The sequence below is a fragment of the Halalkalibacter wakoensis JCM 9140 genome (assembly GCF_000513095.1).
In the GTDB taxonomy this organism is placed as follows: Bacteria; Bacillota; Bacilli; order Bacillales; family Bacillaceae_D; genus Halalkalibacter; species Halalkalibacter wakoensis.
In genome coordinates this window covers 1-18,759 of the sequence record NZ_BAUT01000073.1, presented here as the reverse complement: position 1 = coordinate 18,759, position 18,759 = coordinate 1, and the positions used below count along the sequence as shown (strand labels likewise).

Below are 18,759 nucleotides of genomic sequence, written 5' to 3'. Positions count from 1 at the left end.
GTTTATACACAGTAGTTCTTTATTTTTTTCAAAACTAGCAAACTGTTTTCTTAGATGTATCAAAGTTTTATCACATTTATATTTTAAAATAAAAGTAACGAAGGATAGTTGAAATAAGAAATATATTATGACCGAATTGAGTAGCAAGGATAATTTGGATTTAATCTAAGGAATCATTTAGTCTAAATAATTGGAGGTGTTTAATCATGATGATGAACTGGGGAATGATGAATCTCGGTATGATTTTGTACATGATCTTAGTAATTCTTATATTAGGTTTAATCATTTATGGTGGATTGGTATTAGTCATGAGACTTTTAAATAAAAAGGATTCTAACAATAATTCTCAAGATTGGGACCAAGATACATCACTTCAAATTTTAAAAGAACGGTTTGCAAAAGGAGATTTAACGCAAAGTGAATTCGAACAAAAATATACGTATTTAAAAGAAAAAAATTAAATTAAATCAGTATTTATCACAGTTTCATCAAAATTAAAGTCTAAACTAAAAATGTAAAATAAATTCAATACATTATTAAGAGGAGTGAATAACATGCGGAAAAAAACGAAAATGTTACTCTTTTCATTTGGATTATCTTCTGTTTTAGTCGTAGGAACAATGGGGTTCTCAGGAATATCTCAAGCTAATGAAAACCATGGCATGATGAATGGTGACATGATGAATATGATGGAAGGTATGAATTCCTTAGAAGGCGAGAATATGATGGAAGCATGCAATAACTTTATGGAATCATATGGAAGCGACGAGACTGAAACAAATTAGGAACTCTAAATAATTTTTTAGTATGAGAGGAAGGAGTACCCTTCCTCTTTATTTGTGCAACGTGCGTTCGCATATAGAAGACCTTTTCGTGACCTTCTTCATAAATTGCTGAATGCTAACAGGCAATAAATCTTTTCAAGGGAACAGAAAGTGTGGTCTAGACCTTCCTTAGTTTTCAAAAACTTCAAAAAGTCTAAATCTTCCATCGTTGTCATGAATGTCGATTGACAATAAAGTCGTTTAAATACAAATAAAGTTGTTACATTTACAATAAAGTTATTTAAAACGTCCAATAGGTTGTTCAACTAAAGGTAACGCTTTAACCAAATATCACATCTGCTATTAAATACACTTCACGCTCTTTATCTCCTTTCCCTCTTACAATCGCTGAACGATTCCCAACATTAATACAATCCTTATCTAATGAAACAATCTCACCAATTCTACATCCCGTCGAAAACATAAACTCAAACAAGGCCTTCTCCATCGGGGTATGGCAACCTTCCCTTAAATGTTCAATTTCACGTTCTGTTAAGAACTTTGGGATTCGTTTTCCTACTTTTGGTTCCGTGATTTTGGCAGCAGGATTAGTGGTTATATGACCTTCCTCGTATAACCAACGAAAAAATGATCGGATAAATCGAACACGATGAGCAAGACTCGATGGTTTTAATCCTTCGCTGGATAAAGCTAAGTAATCTTTAATACCTTGGGTTGTAACGGATTGGGGTTTAATATCTTGGAAGTGACGGACTAAGAGATTTGCTTGCAGTCGGTAGGCATTCAAGGTATGGGGCGAAAATCCTTCAATTCGTTTCTCAGCTTTGCATGCTTCCCAGGCTTTGGTTAGTTGCACAGCTTGTTCCCTCCTATGTATTATGTGTATTTTAAGGGGGGGATTTCCAATTTTATGAAAAACAAGAACGACAATTAGTCCTTTTCTGGTATTATTTATGTGTCAAGGTTGGTTACTTTGTGAAGAATTCACTTAAACTGAACGAAGCAGTTTAGTGCAATAAGAGTTGATGAGTTGTTTAATTATTTATTATGTAAGAGGTGATTTAATGCGAAGAGTTGAGGTTTTACCATATAGTGAGGAATGGTTAGAAATGTTTCGGGAGGAAAGTTAGAAACTTAAAGCTTTGTTTAAAAACGAAATTTTAAATGTGTATCATATTGGAAGTACCCATTCCAAATATTAAAGCTAAACCAGTAATTGATATTATGGTTGAGGTTACTAACATTAGTGAAGTTGATAAGTTCAATAGCGAGATGGAACAATTAGGCTATGAAGTGATGGGTGAATACGGAATTCCTAAAAGGCGTTTTTTTATTAAGGGTGGCGATAATAGAACTCATCATGTTCATTTTTACGAAGAAGGTAATGAAGAAATTGCTCGTCACTTAGCATTTAGGGATTATATGATTGCACATCCAGAGGAAGCTATAAAGTACAGTGAATTGAAACAAACATTGGCAGAGAAATCCCCTACAAATATAACTAAGTATATAGAAGGCAAGAACAATTATATTAAGGCAATTGATGATAAAGCAGAGACGTGGAGAAAAACTAACTTATTCAATTAACGGGTGCTAGAGCGGAACTCAAAGTTGTCAGTTGCAGCACCTAATGTTTATTTTGTTAACGAACTTCTCCAAAACTCAAGACTATAGACAACACTGGGATTGTAATAAGCTCTCCCGCCACCTTTAAACAAAGACACCTAGTTACGATTATTTGAATCGTAACTAGGTGTCTTGTTTCATTCTTATTGTTATTCAAGTGTACCGACGATTGGTAAGTTTTCCAATACAGAAGAGCCGTGTGGAGATGCTGAAATTTCTTCTGTGTTGTCAGCACCAGCCATTACTCCACCAAAGTGTTCTCCACCTTCCCAAGCTCCAATATCTGAAACATCGTAAACGACTCCGTCAACCGCTACATAAGCGGGGTTTCCATCTTGCCCATTATACTCACTAAGTTCTTCCAGTGTGAATACTTGACCTTCTTCAACTGCTGAAGCTTCTGTTTCTTCTGTAGTATTTTCCTCTGTAGTTTCTTCCGGTGTCGACGTATCTGGTTCTTCAGTTGTTGTGTCCCCACCACAAGCTGCTAAAACAAAAGCCGTCATTGACAGTACTAATAAACCTTTAAATTTTTTCATCTTCTTGCCCCCTACATTTTTAAAAACTTTTTTTATATAGTTATATGTTAAATGTTATCTCCCCTCACTAAAAGAGATTTTGATTACATTTAACGTATTGTTCACTTTCCGTTAAAAATGTGGTCACTTTTTTGTCAAATATACTAATGGCAGAATGAAAAAATGGATATTACGCGAGGAGATTTCAAGTGAAATATAGTGGGATTTGTGAAATACCGTACTTAACTAAAGGGTGCTTATGTTGAAGAAGAAATTACGAAAAACAACAGATCTATTTGCTGCATAGTACAAATATACTGTTCAAAAAAAGGAATTTCACAATCTGGCTATTATGGAATAAAACTTCAAAAGACTTTATTGTTATTTTTTAGTTCGATGGAAAATATTTTTTATCAAAAATTAAACAACTTTAATTTACCTCCATCCTTAAAGCAGGACGGGGGTATACGTATTTGAGGTTTTAAAATTAAATAACTTTATTTTCACTTCAAATGAAGTGGTCTTTTGTGGAAATGCAGAGAATAAAGAAGTATATATTTTTCAAGGTTATACATTAGTTCACATGTTCCCCCTTGTAAAATTCATTTTTTATGGCAATATTAAGGTAACAAAATGAAAATGGAAAGGGGGAGGAAGGAATGTTAAGTGATCGTGATTTGCACACCCTAGCAATAGAGGAAGAATTGATAACACCATATAATCCGGAGTATTGTGAAGGAGCGACTATCAACTTAACGTTAGATACAGTTGTTAAACGTTATTCTTCCAATGAGCCATTATACTAGGTAAGGAAGTAACTGAGGATCACTATGAAAAGTTTGATATTTCTGTAGATGAGTTCTGGCTTGAACCAAAAGAATCTGTTTTGATTCAGACACATGAATTCTTAAAGGTTCCCCATAATATGACTGCTCGCATATATGAGCGGTATGGAGTAAAGTCTCTGGGTCTAATGATTAGTCCTGCTCACTATATGAATCCCGGGTATCGCGGACAAATTAGTCTAATTGCAGTAAACAATACACCCGTTCGTTTTAGACTTATTCCTGGTATTAAAATTTGTCAATTGGCGTTATTCGAGTTGAAAACAGAACCGCTAAAACCTTATGAAAAGCAGGATGCGAGATACATGGACGCTACAGAGGTTAGTATTTCTAAATTACATTTAGATGATGAAATCCAAGATTTTCTTAAAGAAAAAGGAGTTAAGAAAGTTTCTGAAGAAATGGCCAGTGACTTAGGTAAACACTTAATGTCTCATATTAAGTTAGCTGCAAAAGAGTTAGCTGATATTGCGAGAAAAGAGTTTAAGAAAGGCAAAAAGGATAAATGAGTAATTTAAGGGAAATAGTCAGAAGGCATGTCATTTCAGAAACTAAACAAGAATTGTCCGCTGAAAATGTTGACCAGGATGCTATGGTTCAATTTCTTATTAAAGAGGGCCATATTGACAAGAAAGTTGATTCTATTTTAGATGCCTTTAGAGATGAGCTTGAAAAAGACTCTCCCAAGTCGATTAAAAGGAAAAGAAATAAGTTTGTATACGCTAGCCTAAGCATATTGTTGACTATCCTTATTGCGTACGGTGTTAATGAGGAGTATTGGGTAGTTGTAGCAATCGTAGCATTAATAAATATTGTCATTCATGCTTTTTTTACGTTTTGGAGTGAATGAAGATCCTAACAGTATTTAACCCCTATCTCCGACACTATGAAATATGTACTTTGTACAAGAAAACCGAAAGTTCATTTGAATTTCAAATGAACTTTCGGTTTTTGCTTTTATACAATTATTAAATTCGAAATGTCTTTCGTTTATCAGATTCATAGGTTTTTCACGCTTGGTGTGATATTAGCAACTTATATCCCTCCAATTAAAAAGCCACTAAAGAATACATTTTTAAAATTTGGGTAAAGTATTTTATACATCAAAGAATTCTGCATAACGAATACTCCCCTGCATGGAAGTGCTTGGGGAGTATGACACATTATTGAAATACACATTTCAAGAAATACTTAGATAAAGAAATAGATTTGTTATTCTTCTAATACAATTGCTGAAATTCACCTTTGAAAAAAAGATTGTAACATCCCATCCCCGCAAGAAAAATATCAATTAGATTAACAAAAAGTTATGGTTCGTAAAATATTGAATTAAACTCAACTACTCATAGTTAATCTAGCAAAGTAACTATCGGCCCCATTAAAATTAACCCAACTTTCTTTTATTTCTCCCTCATTCAAGAATAACTAGGCTTAATTCATCTTCCAAAGTTAATTAGAGAAATGAACTTAATTTAAACATTAAGTAAGCATATGAAATGAAACTGTAATATAAATGCTCAAAAATTTCTCTTCCTAAATGGTAAAATGATTCAAGATACGACAAGAAAAAAGAAATTCTATCAGAATTCAGCAAAATCCACCATGGATAAGTTTTATAAATCAGAGAAACTACTTAGTTGATCTTTAAGCTATGCTCCAATCTTAATCTATGAAGCTACTGTTAAGAATTTCATATGAAATTCTTAACAGTGGTTTTGACTTGAAAATAAACTTGGATTAATATTTGAACTTTTTAATATTAACTAAACGAAATCTTAAAGACTATCAAGGAGAGAATATTGTATGAAAAAGAACGCCAGGGCTATAGTGATAACTCTATTGCTAGTAGGATCTCTTACCGTAGATCCTTTAAACCAGACAGTATTAGCAAACAGTGATATAGAAAGCAAATTATCTAACATTGAAAAAGAACGTGAAGAAAATAAAAAAGAAGCTGGGGAGAAGCAAAAAGAACTCGAACAATTAGAGCGAGAGAAAAAAGAAATCATAAATGAAATTGAACGATTAGACCATGAGTACGCAGAAACGAATCAAAAAATTCGCGAGAAGCGTGCAGAGATTAACCAAGTTAGAGAAAATATAGAAAAGTTACAAGCAGAAATAATTATCATTGAAGAACGTATAACAGAACGTGACAAATTGTTAAAAGATCGAGCTCGCTCTATGTATCAGTCAGGTGGCTCAATTAATTATTTAGAAGTAGTCTTAGGGGCCAAATCTTTTGGTGATTTCTTAGACCGTTTGAGTGCCTTAGCAGTCATAGCCCAGCAAGACCGTAATATTTTAGATGCCCATATTGAAGATCATCTTGAGTTAGAGAAAGCTAAAGAGAAGGTAGAAAAAGAGCTGCAAACATTAGAAGGGCATTTGATAGAATTAGAAAATTTGATGGAAAAGCTTGAGAAGCAGCGTGATGAGAAAGAAAAAATAATGAAATTAGTCGAAAAACAAGAGGACGAGCTACATACAGATCTAGGTGAACTCGAAGGAGCAGACGAAATTTTACGTGCTCAAGAACAGGCACTTAAGAATGAATTAGCTGCACACGAAGAACGTCTACGCCGCGAAGCTGAAGAAGAACAAAAGCGTCAGAATGCCGAAGCTGCTGCAACAACATCTAGGAGTAATTCAGGAAGTGCGAACAACTCAAATTCCAATAATTCGAATGGAAGTACGTCTCAAGTCCATAGTTCACCGTCAGTAACTAGCTCTGGTTTTATGCGACCGGCAACAGGCTCGATCACATCAACATATGGTCCTCGAGCTGTTTTTGGTGGACAAATGCATTATGGAATTGATATTGGTAAAAATGGACGGACTGGTGATGTTCCTATTGTTGCTGTTCAAGAAGGAACAGTTGTCCAGTCTTATTATTCATCAAGCTATGGTAACGTGGTATTAATTGCTCACCAGGTAGATGGACGATTAATTACAACCTTATACGCTCATATGGAGAATCGTGAAGTTTCATCTGGACAACGTGTGTCAAAAGGTCAACGTATAGGACTTATGGGGAATACAGGCCAATCATTTGGTGCACATCTTCATTTTGAAGTGCATGAAGGTGGATGGAATGCGGCAAAGTCAAATGCTGTTGATCCGTTTCGTTATATACCAAGATAAGATATTAAAGGAGGGATGATTATTTTCATTCCTTCTTTTTTTATCCTTTTATATTCTGAAATTCTTAAAGTTAGTATGCATACTTTTTTGATCCCTCCTTCTGTTCAATAAGTGTTCAATTTCAACGAAGTAATTAACTTGATTACCGTAGGGGGGTATGGTAAATTTAGTTTGAAAAGAAAATATCATATCATTCATTTTAGGAGGTTAAAATAATGGAACAAAAAACATTAAAAGTGAACGGAATGTCATGTGGGCATTGCATAAGTACAATAGAAAACAATATAGGAAAGTTAAATGGTGTCAACTCAGTAAAAGTTATGCTGTCTGAAGGGAAAGTAAACCTTAATTATGATTCTGGTGTTATTTCATTAGATCAAATTATTCATGAGATTGAAGAACAAGGATATGATGTAGAATGAAGTAGTTGCATGGGATCATATAAGTGAGGTCGCACGATTTTAGTACGACCTTCTTCACTATTTTCATTAGCTTTATCTAAATGAAGATACTTATAGAACAAAGAAGAATCTGTGATGTATCTCACATATTTTCTTTACATTCTTTTGGTAATCTATAAGGGAAATATGATCACAATAACAGTATTATTCGAATTGTAAAGGAGGGGAATCAGGTGAGTAAGATGATATTTTCGGTAAAAGGAATGACATGTGCCTCTTGTGTCAATCGCGTTGAAAAGATGATCTCAAAAGTAGAGGGTGTTCGATCTGTTAATGTAAACCTGGCAGCCAATCAAGCTCAAGTTGAAGCGGATGAAACAATAGAAATGTCTGAGGCAATTATAAAGGCTATTGAGAAGGCTGGATATGATGCTAAGCCCATTGATAACGATGATCAAAGAAAGGTTCTATTTTCTGTAAAGGGAATGACCTGTGCATCATGTGTTACCCGTGTGGAAAAGGCTATTGCAAAAGTAGAAGGTGTGCAATCTGTTAATGTGAACCTGGCTGCTAATCAAGCTCAGGTTGAAGGAGAAAAAGGAATATTAGATCCCGAAGCTGTTATAAAACGAATTGAAAAGATAGGATATGAAGCATCAATTATCAATGAAAATGAACAGAGAGAAGAATCTGATGAGCAAGAGGTAGAAACGAGAAAGCTTTTAAAAGATTTTACAGTAGCAGCCGTCTTAACAACCGTTGTGTTAGTTGGTAGCATCCCTCACATGATGCATGGCTGGGGAGCATGGGTACCGACATTTTTGTCTAATCCTTTATTCTTACTTGTGTTAACAAGTTACATCCAACTCGTACCTGGTTGGAGATTTTACAAAAATAGCTATAAGGTATTAAGAAATGGTTCAGCAGATATGAATGTATTAGTAGCAATGGGTACGTCAGCTGCATGGCTTTATAGTGGTGCGATGACGTTATTTCCGGATCAGCTTACGGCAATGGGCTTCCCGTACCAACTTTATTACGATGTCACAACCGTTATTACGACGCTTATCCTCTTAGGACGTTACTTTGAAGCGAAAGCAAAAGGGCAAACCTCTACGGCAATTAAGAAATTAATGAGTTTGCAAGCAAAAACAGCCAGAGTGATTAGAGATGGAAATGAACTCGAAATTTCTGTTGATGAAGTAAAGATTGATGATGAGATCATTGTAAGGCCAGGTGAACGTATTCCGGTCGATGGAGTCGTCACGAAAGGTAGATCTACGATAGATGAATCCATGTTAACCGGTGAGTCTATCCCAGTAGAAAAAGTATCTGGAGATGAGGTTATCGGTGCGACTATTAACAAATCTGGAAGTTTCCGTTTTCGTGCAACAAAAGTAGGGAAAGAAACGGCACTCGCACAAATTATTCGAATGGTTAATGAAGCTCAAGGTTCGAAAGCTCCCATTCAACGTGTCGTTGATTTAATTTCTGCTTACTTTGTACCGGCAGTCTTACTAATAGCGGTAGTCTCATTTATTGTTTGGTATTTTGTCGGTCCGGACCCAAGTCTGATTTTCGCATTAACTACCTTTATTGCGATTCTTATTATTGCTTGTCCTTGCGCGTTAGGTTTGGCAACACCAACAGCAATCATGGTTGGTACAGAAAAAGGAGCTGAAAATGGCATCCTAATTAAAAATGCTACAAGTTTAGAACGTGCCCATAAAATTAAGACTGTTGTTTTAGATAAGACCGGTACCATAACGGAAGGCAAGCCAAAACTAACAGATATCATTACAACTGATATAGTAAGTGAACAGGAACTATTGCAAGTAGCTGCATCAGTTGAAACTGCATCAGAGCATCCATTAGGTGAAGCCATTGTGGAAGCTGCCAAAGAAAAAGACCTTCCTATAAATGACCCTGAATCTTTCGAAGCGATTGTTGGTCACGGATTACTTGCCACATTAAATAACAAAGAAGTCTTAATTGGCAACATCAAACTGATGAGTAAATACAATATTGATTTGGGGTTATACGAAGAAAAAGCAATTACATTAGCTGATCAAGGGAAAACACCCATGTATGTTGGGATTGACGGGGAATTTGCAGGGATCATAGCAGTAGCTGATACATTGAAAAAAGGAACCATCCCAGCAATCAAAGCCTTAAAATCGATGGGTATTGAAGTGATTATGTTAACAGGCGATCATAAACGAACGGCCAAAGCGATTGCAATGGAAGCCGGAATCGATAACTATATTGCTGAGGTGTTACCTGAACATAAGGCAGAAGAAGTAAAAAAACTACAAGGAGAAGGAAAAATGGTGGCTATGGTCGGTGATGGTATCAATGATGCTCCTGCACTCGCTCAAGCCGATGTAGGAATTGCCATTGGAACGGGGACGGATGTTGCGATGGAAACCGCAGATATCACTTTGATGCGTGGTGATATTAAAAGCGTTGTAACGGCCCTCAGACTATCTAAATCAACGATGAAGATGATCTGGCAGAACCTTGGGTGGGCATTTGGTTATAACATTGTCTTGATTCCAGTAGCAGCGGGTTTACTATATCCCCAATTTGGAATTCTGCTGAATCCTATGATAGCCGGAGCAGCAATGGCATTTAGTTCTGTTTCGGTTGTGTTAAACACTTTAAGACTTAAAAAATTCAAATCAACGATTGAGTAGAGTTAATTTGGATAAGATAAAGGCAGGAGAGATAAATGGAGTTATTTATTAGAAAGGAATGGATAAATTGAAAAAATCAAAAGCTACTAAGTTGATGTTAGTTGTCTCCTTCTTACTTTTAAGTATGCTCCTTGCCGCTTGTACCCAAGCCGAAGAAGATCATGCAGGGCATCAGGATATCGAAAAAAGCGAAGAAATGGATCATATGGACGAAGAGATGGATCATGAAGGGCACCAGGGTGACTCAGTTAACGTAGATAGATCGAATTTAGAACAGGAAGCGGCAAAAGCTCCGGAGAACCTCAATAATTTAGCAACTGATGAATTAAAGGTCGTAAATACTAAGAACATTACTCGAATAAATGAGGATGATCCTATCCAATTATCCATTCACGTATCTCAAACTGTTTGGCCAGCAACCCATGAGGAAAATCAACCTGGGACAGTTATATTGGCTCCATTAAATCAATGGCAATATTCCTTAGCCGCTCTAACACTGGTTCACCATCCTAATGATGGTCCTATGTTGTATTTGGACGGAGAAATTTCTGAAGATGTCTTAAATGAACTTAATCGACTACAACCAAAAGGCAATAGTGAAGACACTCAAGTCCTCGTGGTTGGCGATCTTCCAGAAGCAGAATTAAATAAATTAAACGCCTACAATGTTGAACAAGTACAGGGTGCAAATGTAGCAGATTTTGCTAGGAACATTGAAGAAAAATTTACAGAAACCATTAATGAAGTTCATCCAAATGTAATAATTGGTTCTTCAGAGGAAGACGCAAAAGAATATACAATTTCTGTTGGAAATTGGATTGCTCACATGAATGAATCTGTACTTTATGTTGATAATGATGGGATTCCACAAGAAACAATTGATGCTCTTAATGCAAGAGAGAATGGGGTAACGATCTATCTTGTAGGACCAGAAGATATTATATCTGATGAGATTGCTCAAGAGTTAGAAACGTATGGAACGGTTCACCGAATTGAAGGGGATAATCCAGTAGCTCAATCCATTGAATTCGCCTCATATAAAGATGCTGAAACAGGATTTGGTTGGGGAATTACTAGTCCTGGGCACGGTTTTGTGTTTTCATCAACTAATACACCTGAACTTGCCATTGCGGCTGCTCCTTTTGCTCATTTAGGAAAGCATGCTCCAATGATGTTGTTAGATGAAGGTGAAATCACAGATGAACTTTATCAGTATCTTGCCAAAGTTAAACCCGCATTTCAGGAAGAACCAACAGAAGGACCATATAACCATGGCTTTATAATTGGTACATTTACTGATATTCCATTTATAACTCAAGGTATATTAGATGAAAAACTGGAAATTGTCTCATTAGGTGGAGATGACCACGGAGGACATTAATAAATGGAGGAGAGGTTCCTATGTCAACCTCTCCTCTTAAAGTTCGGATTTCAATCTTATGTAAATTAGAGACTAGCAAAAGTTTAAAAATAATTTTATTAAATTAGTTAGCGTGTTACACGTTGAAATATAATTATAATGTTTTTTTGTGGGAAAGTAATTTGTTGGTAATGAATAAGGATTTATAATCGATTCCTATATTCCATGTTTTATGAAAAAAATGAGCTTGTCTCTACAAATTCAATGTGATTGTAAAAACAAGCTCTTCATATATAGCCACACTACAATGTATAATTTCAGAATTAACTTACGGATACCTCATTAAGGTGAACTAAATTCAATATCATCGGGAATTTCAAACACCGCATCGGGAATGATTTCTCCTACATTATGAATGGAGACTTGTAATTCTCCACTAGAAAATGGAATTTTGTGTTCTCCTGCTCCGTACTGTTCTGCCCATCCCCCTGTTTCTATGGCAACTTCTAAAATTCCAATATCTTCTGGTCTCACATTCTCTATTTTAGACCAAACAAGCTCCATGTCAGCATCTAGTTCTTCCATATATAAAGTCTGATCGTCGTAACGGTATATCTGGTTCAGAATCTTCTCCCCTGATATTTCGGTCATTTGGCGAAAGTATGGTGCACTGTCAAGATTTTTTGCCCAAATGTAAATATTCTGGTTTTCTTCATGGATAACCATTTCAAAATTTTGTGCATAATTTTCTACGTCCTGTGTTAACTCTGGTGGTTCTTTTATCGTTCGATTGTCAAAATACGCAATCGTTCCCGTCATTAGCACCAAAGGCATTGCAAACATTATGGCTATACCAATTACTGCAGCTATCTGGATAATACCATTCTTTTGTTTGCGTCCTCTCCGATGGAGTACAGTCTTAGTAAAGGCGCACGCCTGAAGTAAAACGACAAAAATAGCCATCCCAAGAAAAACATATAAGAACCAAATTGGAGGATACGCCCGCCAGTTAGGAGGCGAATATTGAAAGAAATAAAAAAGATACAATACACCGCGAATCATAACAATATAGAAAATAACATGTACTAATGTGGTGTGAAGCCACTTCCACGCAGATGCTCCGAGTAACTTTACTGCTCCGTCAAAAGAAGTAACGACAAGTAAGATGATCATAGGAGCTATTATAAGTCCCATCATGTTCATTATGCCAACTTCTGGTCTAAAGAGAATATATCCACCTACGTCTTCCATATATTCAAATCCAAATAATCTTGCCACATCCCAGCGCGCCCAACGGTCCCATATAGCGTAACCATGTCCGAAAGATAACACAGCAAACCATATACCCAATTCACGCCTCCAAGAATACAATCGTTTAATAGGGGGCCATAGTGTGGCAGCTGGTGAAATGATCAGGGTAAGGAAAAGAAGAACAAATGCCGCATGTGCCCATGCCCTCCAAAATGGATGATCAGCTCCCCAATCTGGGAATAAAGCAGGAACAACCCCCCATGCTGAATAAGATAGATAAAACAAATAAACCAATATAGCGGAAAATACCGCTACGCCTAGATGTCGAATAAAAATTAACCTTCTGCTTTCTATTCCATATATCATAATACATCTCCTATACTTTTTGAGGCTATAAAAGTCTGACAAATCAGCTATACACATATTTTGAAAACGCAATTTTTGTAAGGATCTTAAATATCAAGATGCGGATATTAGCTAGTATTCGTTCTTGTTTGCTTTATATCTTTTTAGCTATTCCTCTCCCTAAGGTAGTCATCACAAAAATCTAAGTTTCCTTGATTTCGCCTCTAGATTTTATATTCTAACCACATATTATAAATAAATTTTGTAGAAAGTTTGTAGAACGACACGTTTGTGTCTCCTTGATGAAAAATTATTAAGTGTTTTGTTAGTGGAATTGGAAAAAGGATATAACATATGAAAGAGAAGAATTCGATAAACCATCTGTTCTTTGATAGCTAAAAAGAGAAAATCTATTCATCGAATGTTCATAAAAAATTGTTATACTTAACTGTAGATTATAATTTGGAGGTTACCTAAATGAAAAAGTTTTCATCAGACACTAAAATTGATAAGGATATGGAAAATTCCGGCTCTGATTCTAACCATAGAACACCAACCTGGGTTAAGGTAATAGGAATCATTGTGATCCTCATAGCTGTACTAGTTATCATAATGATCTTCACAGGCGATCATGGACAGGTCGCCATTTAGCGTCCGGAGGTAGTTATTAATGATTATGGTACCATGGTTTCGCAAATTAACACTCACGATACATATTACATCTACAGTTGGCTGGTTGGGAGCGGTATTTGGATACATAGCTCTCGTAATAGCTGCATTGACAACGCAAGATGTTCAAACGGGGCGAGTTGCGTGGAGTGCTATGGAGATTATTGGATGGTATGTCATTGTCCCATTAGCACTCGTTTCTTTTCTAACTGGGCTTGTCATGTCACTCGGGACCGCCTGGGGCTTATTTAGGCATTATTGGATTCTCTTTAAACTTCTTCTTACCATAGTTGCAACTGTTGTTTTGCTTTTAAATATGCCGACAGTTAGTTATCTAGCGAATATCACCCATCAGACTGGTGCTTTTAACTTTGATGGTCTGTGGGGCCAACTTCTTCATGCTGGGGGTGGATTAGTGGTGTTGTTTTTAACTATTATCTTGTCAGTATATAAGCCACAAGGAATGACGCGATATGGGAAAAGTAGGCAAAGTAAATTACGTAAAAACTATTAACAGTAAATGTCAGCTTATTTAGAGTACCTTATTTAGACATAAACTAACCGAAGAAAGTTTCCGGATTAGTAGGGATAACACAGATACAATTGAAGGTGTTTGATTAAGTTTTGTTTTTTCATAAAGAGTTTATTATTTTTTATATCTTTCATAGTTTCAACACATTTTAATCCTATGATAAATATGAACAATTAAAATATTAATTCTAAGGAGGAGTTTCATAGTGGATTTAAATCGTCCGAAGATAGCTAAAAACATCACAGAGTTAATCGGTAGAACACCCTTAGTTAGACTCAACGAAATTAGTGACAGCACATGTACTGAAGTTTTAGCAAAGCTGGAGTACTTTAATCCATTGTCTAGTGTCAAGGACCGGATCGGATTTGCGATGATAAGTGTTGCCGAAGAACAAGGTTTCATTAATAAAGAGACAGTCATAATTGAGCCAACCAGTGGGAATACGGGAATTGCACTAGCATATGTATGTGCAGCCAAAGGTTATCAGTGTACCCTCGTTATGCCTGAAACGATGAGTATTGAACGTCGTAATATTCTTAAAGCCCTAGGGGCAGAGTTAGTTTTAACAGAGGGAGCAAAAGGAATGAAAGGTGCAATTGAAAAAGCTAACGAACTAGTTGAAAGTACACCAAATGCGTATATGCCACAACAGTTTGATAATCCGGCTAATCCAGAAATCCATAGAAAAACCACGGCCGAAGAAATTTGGGCTGATACTGAAGGAGAGGTTGATATCCTAATTAGCGGGATTGGTACCGGTGGGACGATCACTGGTGTCTCAGAAGTACTAAAAAAACGAAAATCATCTTTCCTTTCTGTAGCCGTTGAACCACTTGCATCTCCTGTCTTATCTGGAGGAAATCCGGGGCCTCATAAAATACAAGGAATAGGTGCTGGTTTTGTTCCAAAGGTGTTAAATGTTGATAGCTATGATGAAGTTATTCAGATTAGTAATGAGGAGGCTTTTGAAGCTGCGCGTAAGCTTGCGAGGGAAGAAGGTATCTTAGTTGGAATTTCCTCCGGTGCAGCTCTTCATGCAGCTTCTGTACTAGGTAAACGCCCTGAAAACAAGGGCAAAACTATGGTTGTTATTTTACCTGATACGGGAGAAAGATATTTATCTACTGCATTATTTCAGGAAAAAGAGTAAAATTCATTACGAATATATACGTTCAAGTCGACTCTGGTTCCAAAAAGGACTAGGGTTGTCTTTTTTATAATTCATATCGTGTTATTTATCATAATGGTTTTTATAAGAAACAATGAGTATTATTGCTAAAAATGAAGAACACGATTTAACCACAAGAAAATAATAAAAAGGATTTTAAAAGATGAGTTAATGAAATCAGCAATTTAACAGAAACACTATATTAAAAAGAAAATAAGTATTCCCTAATAAATTTAAATTCACGTTTTCTTCAAATTTATTGTCTACAATTAAGATAAAGACCAATTCGTACAAAGCAGTAATAATAATCTGAAATGCAAAATACCGACCTTTTTATTTGTTTAATCTCTGAACTAGTGATAGGAATGATAGGATTTTCCTAAATTTCCTGAAGTCCAATAAAAATGGTAAATTAATATATAAAAGTTTGCCGGAAATGTTAGAACTCCTTTATTTCTCTATTTAGCAAATCAACTCGACAAATTATTGTGTGCCCTAATTGTCATTATAAGTAGTTCAATAGATAGTGGAGTCCAGAAATCAGCTAACAGTTGAAAGTTGAAAGTTGAAAACTCCTCAAAAAGAAAAAGCAGGAGGTAAATAGTGTTAAACCGTCTTGTGCATTTATTATTTATATTTATTGGAGGAACGTTAGGTTATTTATTCATTCCAGAAATTAGTAATGTTTTAAGAGAAATACCTTTATGGTTGATAAATCCTTATGTAGGTACAGCTTTTGGAGTAATTATTTTCTATTATACGACATTTGGGCTGACTCATTATATTGTCAATTTAATGAAGCTAATGGAGGAATCCATAATTAAAGCACCAGTAACGGATGTGACATTTGGTACGATGGGATTGATTCTCGGACTTATCGTTGCGTATTTAATTGGAATTCCTATTAGTGCCATTCAAATTCCTGTTGTAAGTACAATTTCACCAATTTTTGTAACGATTTTTATTGGCTACTTAGGTTATCAGATTGGATTTAAGAAACGTCATGAGTTAAATAATTTATTTTCTATAACAAGACACTTCAGTAAAGACAAGAAGAAAGCGGAAGAAGGAGCACATAAGAAAAACAGAATAGAAATGAAAATTCTCGATACGAGCGTGATTATTGACGGTAGAATTGCAGATATTTGTGAGGCGGGTTTTATAGAAGGGACATTAGTTATTCCAGATTTTGTGTTAGGAGAACTACAACATATTGCAGACTCGTCTGATAAATTAAAACGAATTCGTGGTCAGCGCGGTTTAGATATTCTTAATAAAATACGAAACAATTTACATGCTAATGTTGAAATTGAAATCTATGAAGGCAAATTTCCAGATATACAAGAGGTGGATAGTAAGCTAGTAAAGTTAGCAAAAGTTTTACCAGGTGTCGTCATTACAAATGATTTTAATTTAAATAAAGTATGCGAACTCCAAGGTATTAAGGTTCTGAACATTAATGATTTGGCAAATGCAATGAAACCTATTGTCCTACCCGGTGAAAAACTTAAGGTACAAATTATAAAGCACGGAAAAGAATATCATCAAGGTATTGCCTATCTTAATGATGGGACAATGATCGTAGTTGATGATGGCCAAGAACATATAGCAGAATGTAATTGTTGTTGTTTCGAAGGCATTACAAACAAGTACAGGGCGATTGATTTTTGCAAAGCCTATTTGCAGTTAAATTAAACAGGTCCAAACAGGTGCAAACACCTATTTTCAACTCAGTCATTTTGTAGATATGAAATAAAGACGTAATGTTTTAAAAAAAGTTCTAGCGCTTATAAAATACTTCTAGTGGTTTACTAGTGCAATGGTAGAATAATGACCATCCTTTGAGGATATCTCATAGGCTTTTAGATTGTGAAATGTTACACTTAAATTAAATGAGCAGGACAGTGGTGCGTGTTTCTACCATAAATGGAGAATGATCGCATTACTCTGAGATACAAAAGCTTATATACAAACATAAAAATAAACATTGAAAAAGCTTAAAGTCTGAATGAATATAAATGTAAAAGGATATAAAAATCTGTACAAGATATCAAGTATCAAATGCTAACGAAAAATGTACATACGTTTTTTGTCTCTAAATTAAAACAAATAACGTATGTACATTGTAATTCTAAGACATAAAATTTTGTACTAGTAGAACAGTTTATGGAGGGAGAAGGAACCGTTTTGATTGGTAATTACAATTAAAGATTTTGGTACATAAATTCATGTCTTTACTGTACGTACTTTTTGGCTTTGAACATATAACAACAAATCTAAATTCTATATGTAGCTATCACCTTCAATTTATTACGTAAAATGTTGTTTTTACGTAATGAAATTTAAAGGATTTAAAACTTATTTATAGAATTACTTAAAATGAGGTGATTATATGGCAATAAATTCACAGCAACAAAATCATTATATAAAAATGCAGCAGTTACTTAAGGATTTGCCATGGTACGTAGGAGAGTTTATTGATCACAGGAGAAGAAAACTTTCTTCGAGTTCTCTGATGAATTACTGTCATGATTTTAAGATCTTCTTTAATTGGATTATATCTGAATCTATTTATCAAGGTAATATCAAAGAGGTCCCATTAGAAGTAATGGAGAAATTAACTGTACAACAAATGGAAAGTTTTCTAGGCTTCTTAGAATATGTATTGGAAAACAAAGAAATTACAGTCAACCGTAAACTTTCAGCCTTAAAATCATTATTCAATTATCTACAAAATATAGCTGAAACGCCTGATTTAAAGCCATATATTAGCAGGAATGTTATGGCCAAAATAGATTTTAATGTAATGAAAGACAGCATAGAAACTACTGCAAATAAAATGGAAGGGAAAATACTCATGGGAGATGAATATGAAGCCTTTAGGCAGTTCATCTCCCACGATTACGGTCAAATAAATAAAAACAACAAAAAAATATTTAACTTTCATATTTTAAATAAGGAACGAGATACAGCCATCATATCATTAATTCTAGGTTCAGGCCTTAGACTATCCGAAGTTGTAAACCTAGATTTGGCTGACATCGATTTTAACAAATTTACAGCACGCGCAATTCGTAAAGGGAACAAAGAGCAATTCGTTTATTTTAGTAAATTAGCGATGGACGATTTACAGGAATACCTAACAGTAAGAACCGAACGGTATAAAGTCGAGAAAGGTGTAAAAGCGCTTTTTGTATCTGCTCCAATGGGACCAAAGGGAACATCTCGAAGGTTAAGTGCCAGAGCCATTGAAAAAATGGTTGAAAAGTATGCACTTGCATATGGTAAACCTTCTCTTTCAGTTCATAAACTGCGACATTCTTTTGCAACAAGATACCATAGGGAAATAAATGATGTACCTAAACTAAGAAGGCAACTTGGTCATTCTTCTATTCAAACAACTATGATATATACACACA

The 18,759-nt window shown here is 35.3% G+C and carries 16 protein-coding genes and 1 pseudogene; 14 read left to right on the top strand and 3 right to left on the bottom strand.

The window, feature by feature from the left end; all coding sequences use genetic code 11:
* Positions 1-206 precede the first annotated feature (206 nt).
* Together JCM9140_RS18300 and JCM9140_RS18295 are read left to right on the top strand one after the other, a co-directional pair.
* The gene (locus JCM9140_RS18300) at positions 207-461 is read left to right on the top strand and encodes an SHOCT domain-containing protein (protein ID WP_003322276.1); all 255 of its coding nucleotides are present in this window, start codon (positions 207-209) and stop codon (positions 459-461) included.
* Positions 462-554: 93 nt separating this feature from the next.
* Entirely contained in the window at positions 555-785 is a 231-nt protein-coding gene (locus tag JCM9140_RS18295; RefSeq protein ID WP_034749938.1) for a hypothetical protein, read from the top strand.
* A 319-nt stretch (positions 786-1,104) separates the two neighbouring features.
* Here JCM9140_RS18295 and JCM9140_RS18290 read toward each other — a convergent pair whose 3' ends face one another.
* Positions 1,105-1,641: a site-specific integrase gene (locus JCM9140_RS18290; RefSeq protein ID WP_052002371.1), complete on the bottom strand. Its 537-nt coding sequence runs from the start codon at positions 1,639-1,641 to the stop codon at positions 1,105-1,107.
* A 320-nt stretch (positions 1,642-1,961) separates the two neighbouring features.
* On the opposite strand from JCM9140_RS18290, the gene JCM9140_RS18285 reads away from it, so the two are divergent.
* Positions 1,962-2,372: a GrpB family protein gene (locus JCM9140_RS18285; protein WP_003322273.1), complete on the top strand. Its 411-nt coding sequence runs from the start codon at positions 1,962-1,964 to the stop codon at positions 2,370-2,372.
* Positions 2,373-2,560: 188 nt separating this feature from the next.
* Here the strand turns inward: JCM9140_RS18285 and JCM9140_RS18280 are convergent, their stop codons facing one another.
* Positions 2,561-2,950: a cytochrome b5 domain-containing protein gene (locus JCM9140_RS18280; protein ID WP_003322272.1), complete on the bottom strand. Its 390-nt coding sequence runs from the start codon at positions 2,948-2,950 to the stop codon at positions 2,561-2,563.
* A gap of 638 nt (positions 2,951-3,588) precedes the next feature.
* Between JCM9140_RS18280 and JCM9140_RS24690 the strand changes: the two genes are divergently transcribed.
* The 7 genes from JCM9140_RS24690 (at position 3,589) to JCM9140_RS18250 (ending at position 11,396) form a co-directional block, all read left to right on the top strand.
* Positions 3,589-3,735 (top strand): hypothetical protein, encoded by a 147-nt coding sequence (locus JCM9140_RS24690; protein WP_235715399.1) that lies wholly within the window; start codon positions 3,589-3,591, stop codon positions 3,733-3,735.
* An 80-nt stretch (positions 3,736-3,815) separates the two neighbouring features.
* Complete coding sequence (locus tag JCM9140_RS18275) at positions 3,816-4,283, top strand: dCTP deaminase (RefSeq protein WP_235715398.1); 468 nt, start codon at positions 3,816-3,818, stop codon at positions 4,281-4,283.
* Positions 4,280-4,624 carry a hypothetical protein gene (locus tag JCM9140_RS18270; protein ID WP_003320839.1) on the top strand — a complete coding sequence of 115 codons (345 nt, stop codon included), beginning with the start codon at positions 4,280-4,282 and terminating at the stop codon, positions 4,622-4,624. Before JCM9140_RS18275 ends, JCM9140_RS18270 begins: the two co-directional genes overlap by 4 nt.
* Before the next feature lie 953 nt (positions 4,625-5,577).
* The gene (locus JCM9140_RS18265) at positions 5,578-6,918 is read left to right on the top strand and encodes a murein hydrolase activator EnvC family protein (RefSeq protein ID WP_003321467.1); all 1,341 of its coding nucleotides are present in this window, start codon (positions 5,578-5,580) and stop codon (positions 6,916-6,918) included.
* 215 nt (positions 6,919-7,133) lie between these two features.
* Positions 7,134-7,340, top strand: a complete 207-nt coding sequence (gene copZ / locus JCM9140_RS18260) for a copper chaperone CopZ (RefSeq protein ID WP_003321466.1) — start codon at positions 7,134-7,136, stop codon at positions 7,338-7,340.
* A 212-nt stretch (positions 7,341-7,552) separates the two neighbouring features.
* Positions 7,553-10,015, top strand: a complete 2,463-nt coding sequence (locus tag JCM9140_RS18255) for a heavy metal translocating P-type ATPase (RefSeq protein WP_003321465.1) — start codon at positions 7,553-7,555, stop codon at positions 10,013-10,015.
* 58 nt (positions 10,016-10,073) lie between these two features.
* Positions 10,074-11,396, top strand: a complete 1,323-nt coding sequence (locus tag JCM9140_RS18250; RefSeq protein WP_003321464.1) for a hypothetical protein — start codon at positions 10,074-10,076, stop codon at positions 11,394-11,396.
* A 321-nt stretch (positions 11,397-11,717) separates the two neighbouring features.
* On the opposite strand, the gene JCM9140_RS18245 is transcribed toward JCM9140_RS18250, so the two are convergent.
* Complete coding sequence (locus tag JCM9140_RS18245) at positions 11,718-12,992, bottom strand: hypothetical protein (RefSeq protein ID WP_003321462.1); 1,275 nt, start codon at positions 12,990-12,992, stop codon at positions 11,718-11,720.
* A 649-nt stretch (positions 12,993-13,641) separates the two neighbouring features.
* Between JCM9140_RS18245 and JCM9140_RS18235 the strand changes: the two genes are divergently transcribed.
* The 4 genes and pseudogenes from JCM9140_RS18235 to xerS form a co-directional block, all read left to right on the top strand.
* A complete protein-coding gene (locus JCM9140_RS18235; protein ID WP_012960957.1) occupies positions 13,642-14,154 on the top strand; it encodes a hypothetical protein in 513 nt (170 codons plus the stop codon).
* Positions 14,155-14,377: 223 nt separating this feature from the next.
* Positions 14,378-15,322 carry a cysteine synthase A gene (gene cysK / locus JCM9140_RS18230; protein ID WP_003321459.1) on the top strand — a complete coding sequence of 315 codons (945 nt, stop codon included), beginning with the start codon at positions 14,378-14,380 and terminating at the stop codon, positions 15,320-15,322.
* 621 nt (positions 15,323-15,943) lie between these two features.
* Positions 15,944-17,030, top strand: a pseudogene (locus tag JCM9140_RS18225) (PIN/TRAM domain-containing protein).
* Positions 17,031-17,732: 702 nt separating this feature from the next.
* A partial coding sequence (xerS, locus tag JCM9140_RS18220; protein ID WP_034749922.1) for a tyrosine recombinase XerS occupies positions 17,733-18,759 on the top strand: 1,027 nt, incomplete at its 3' end.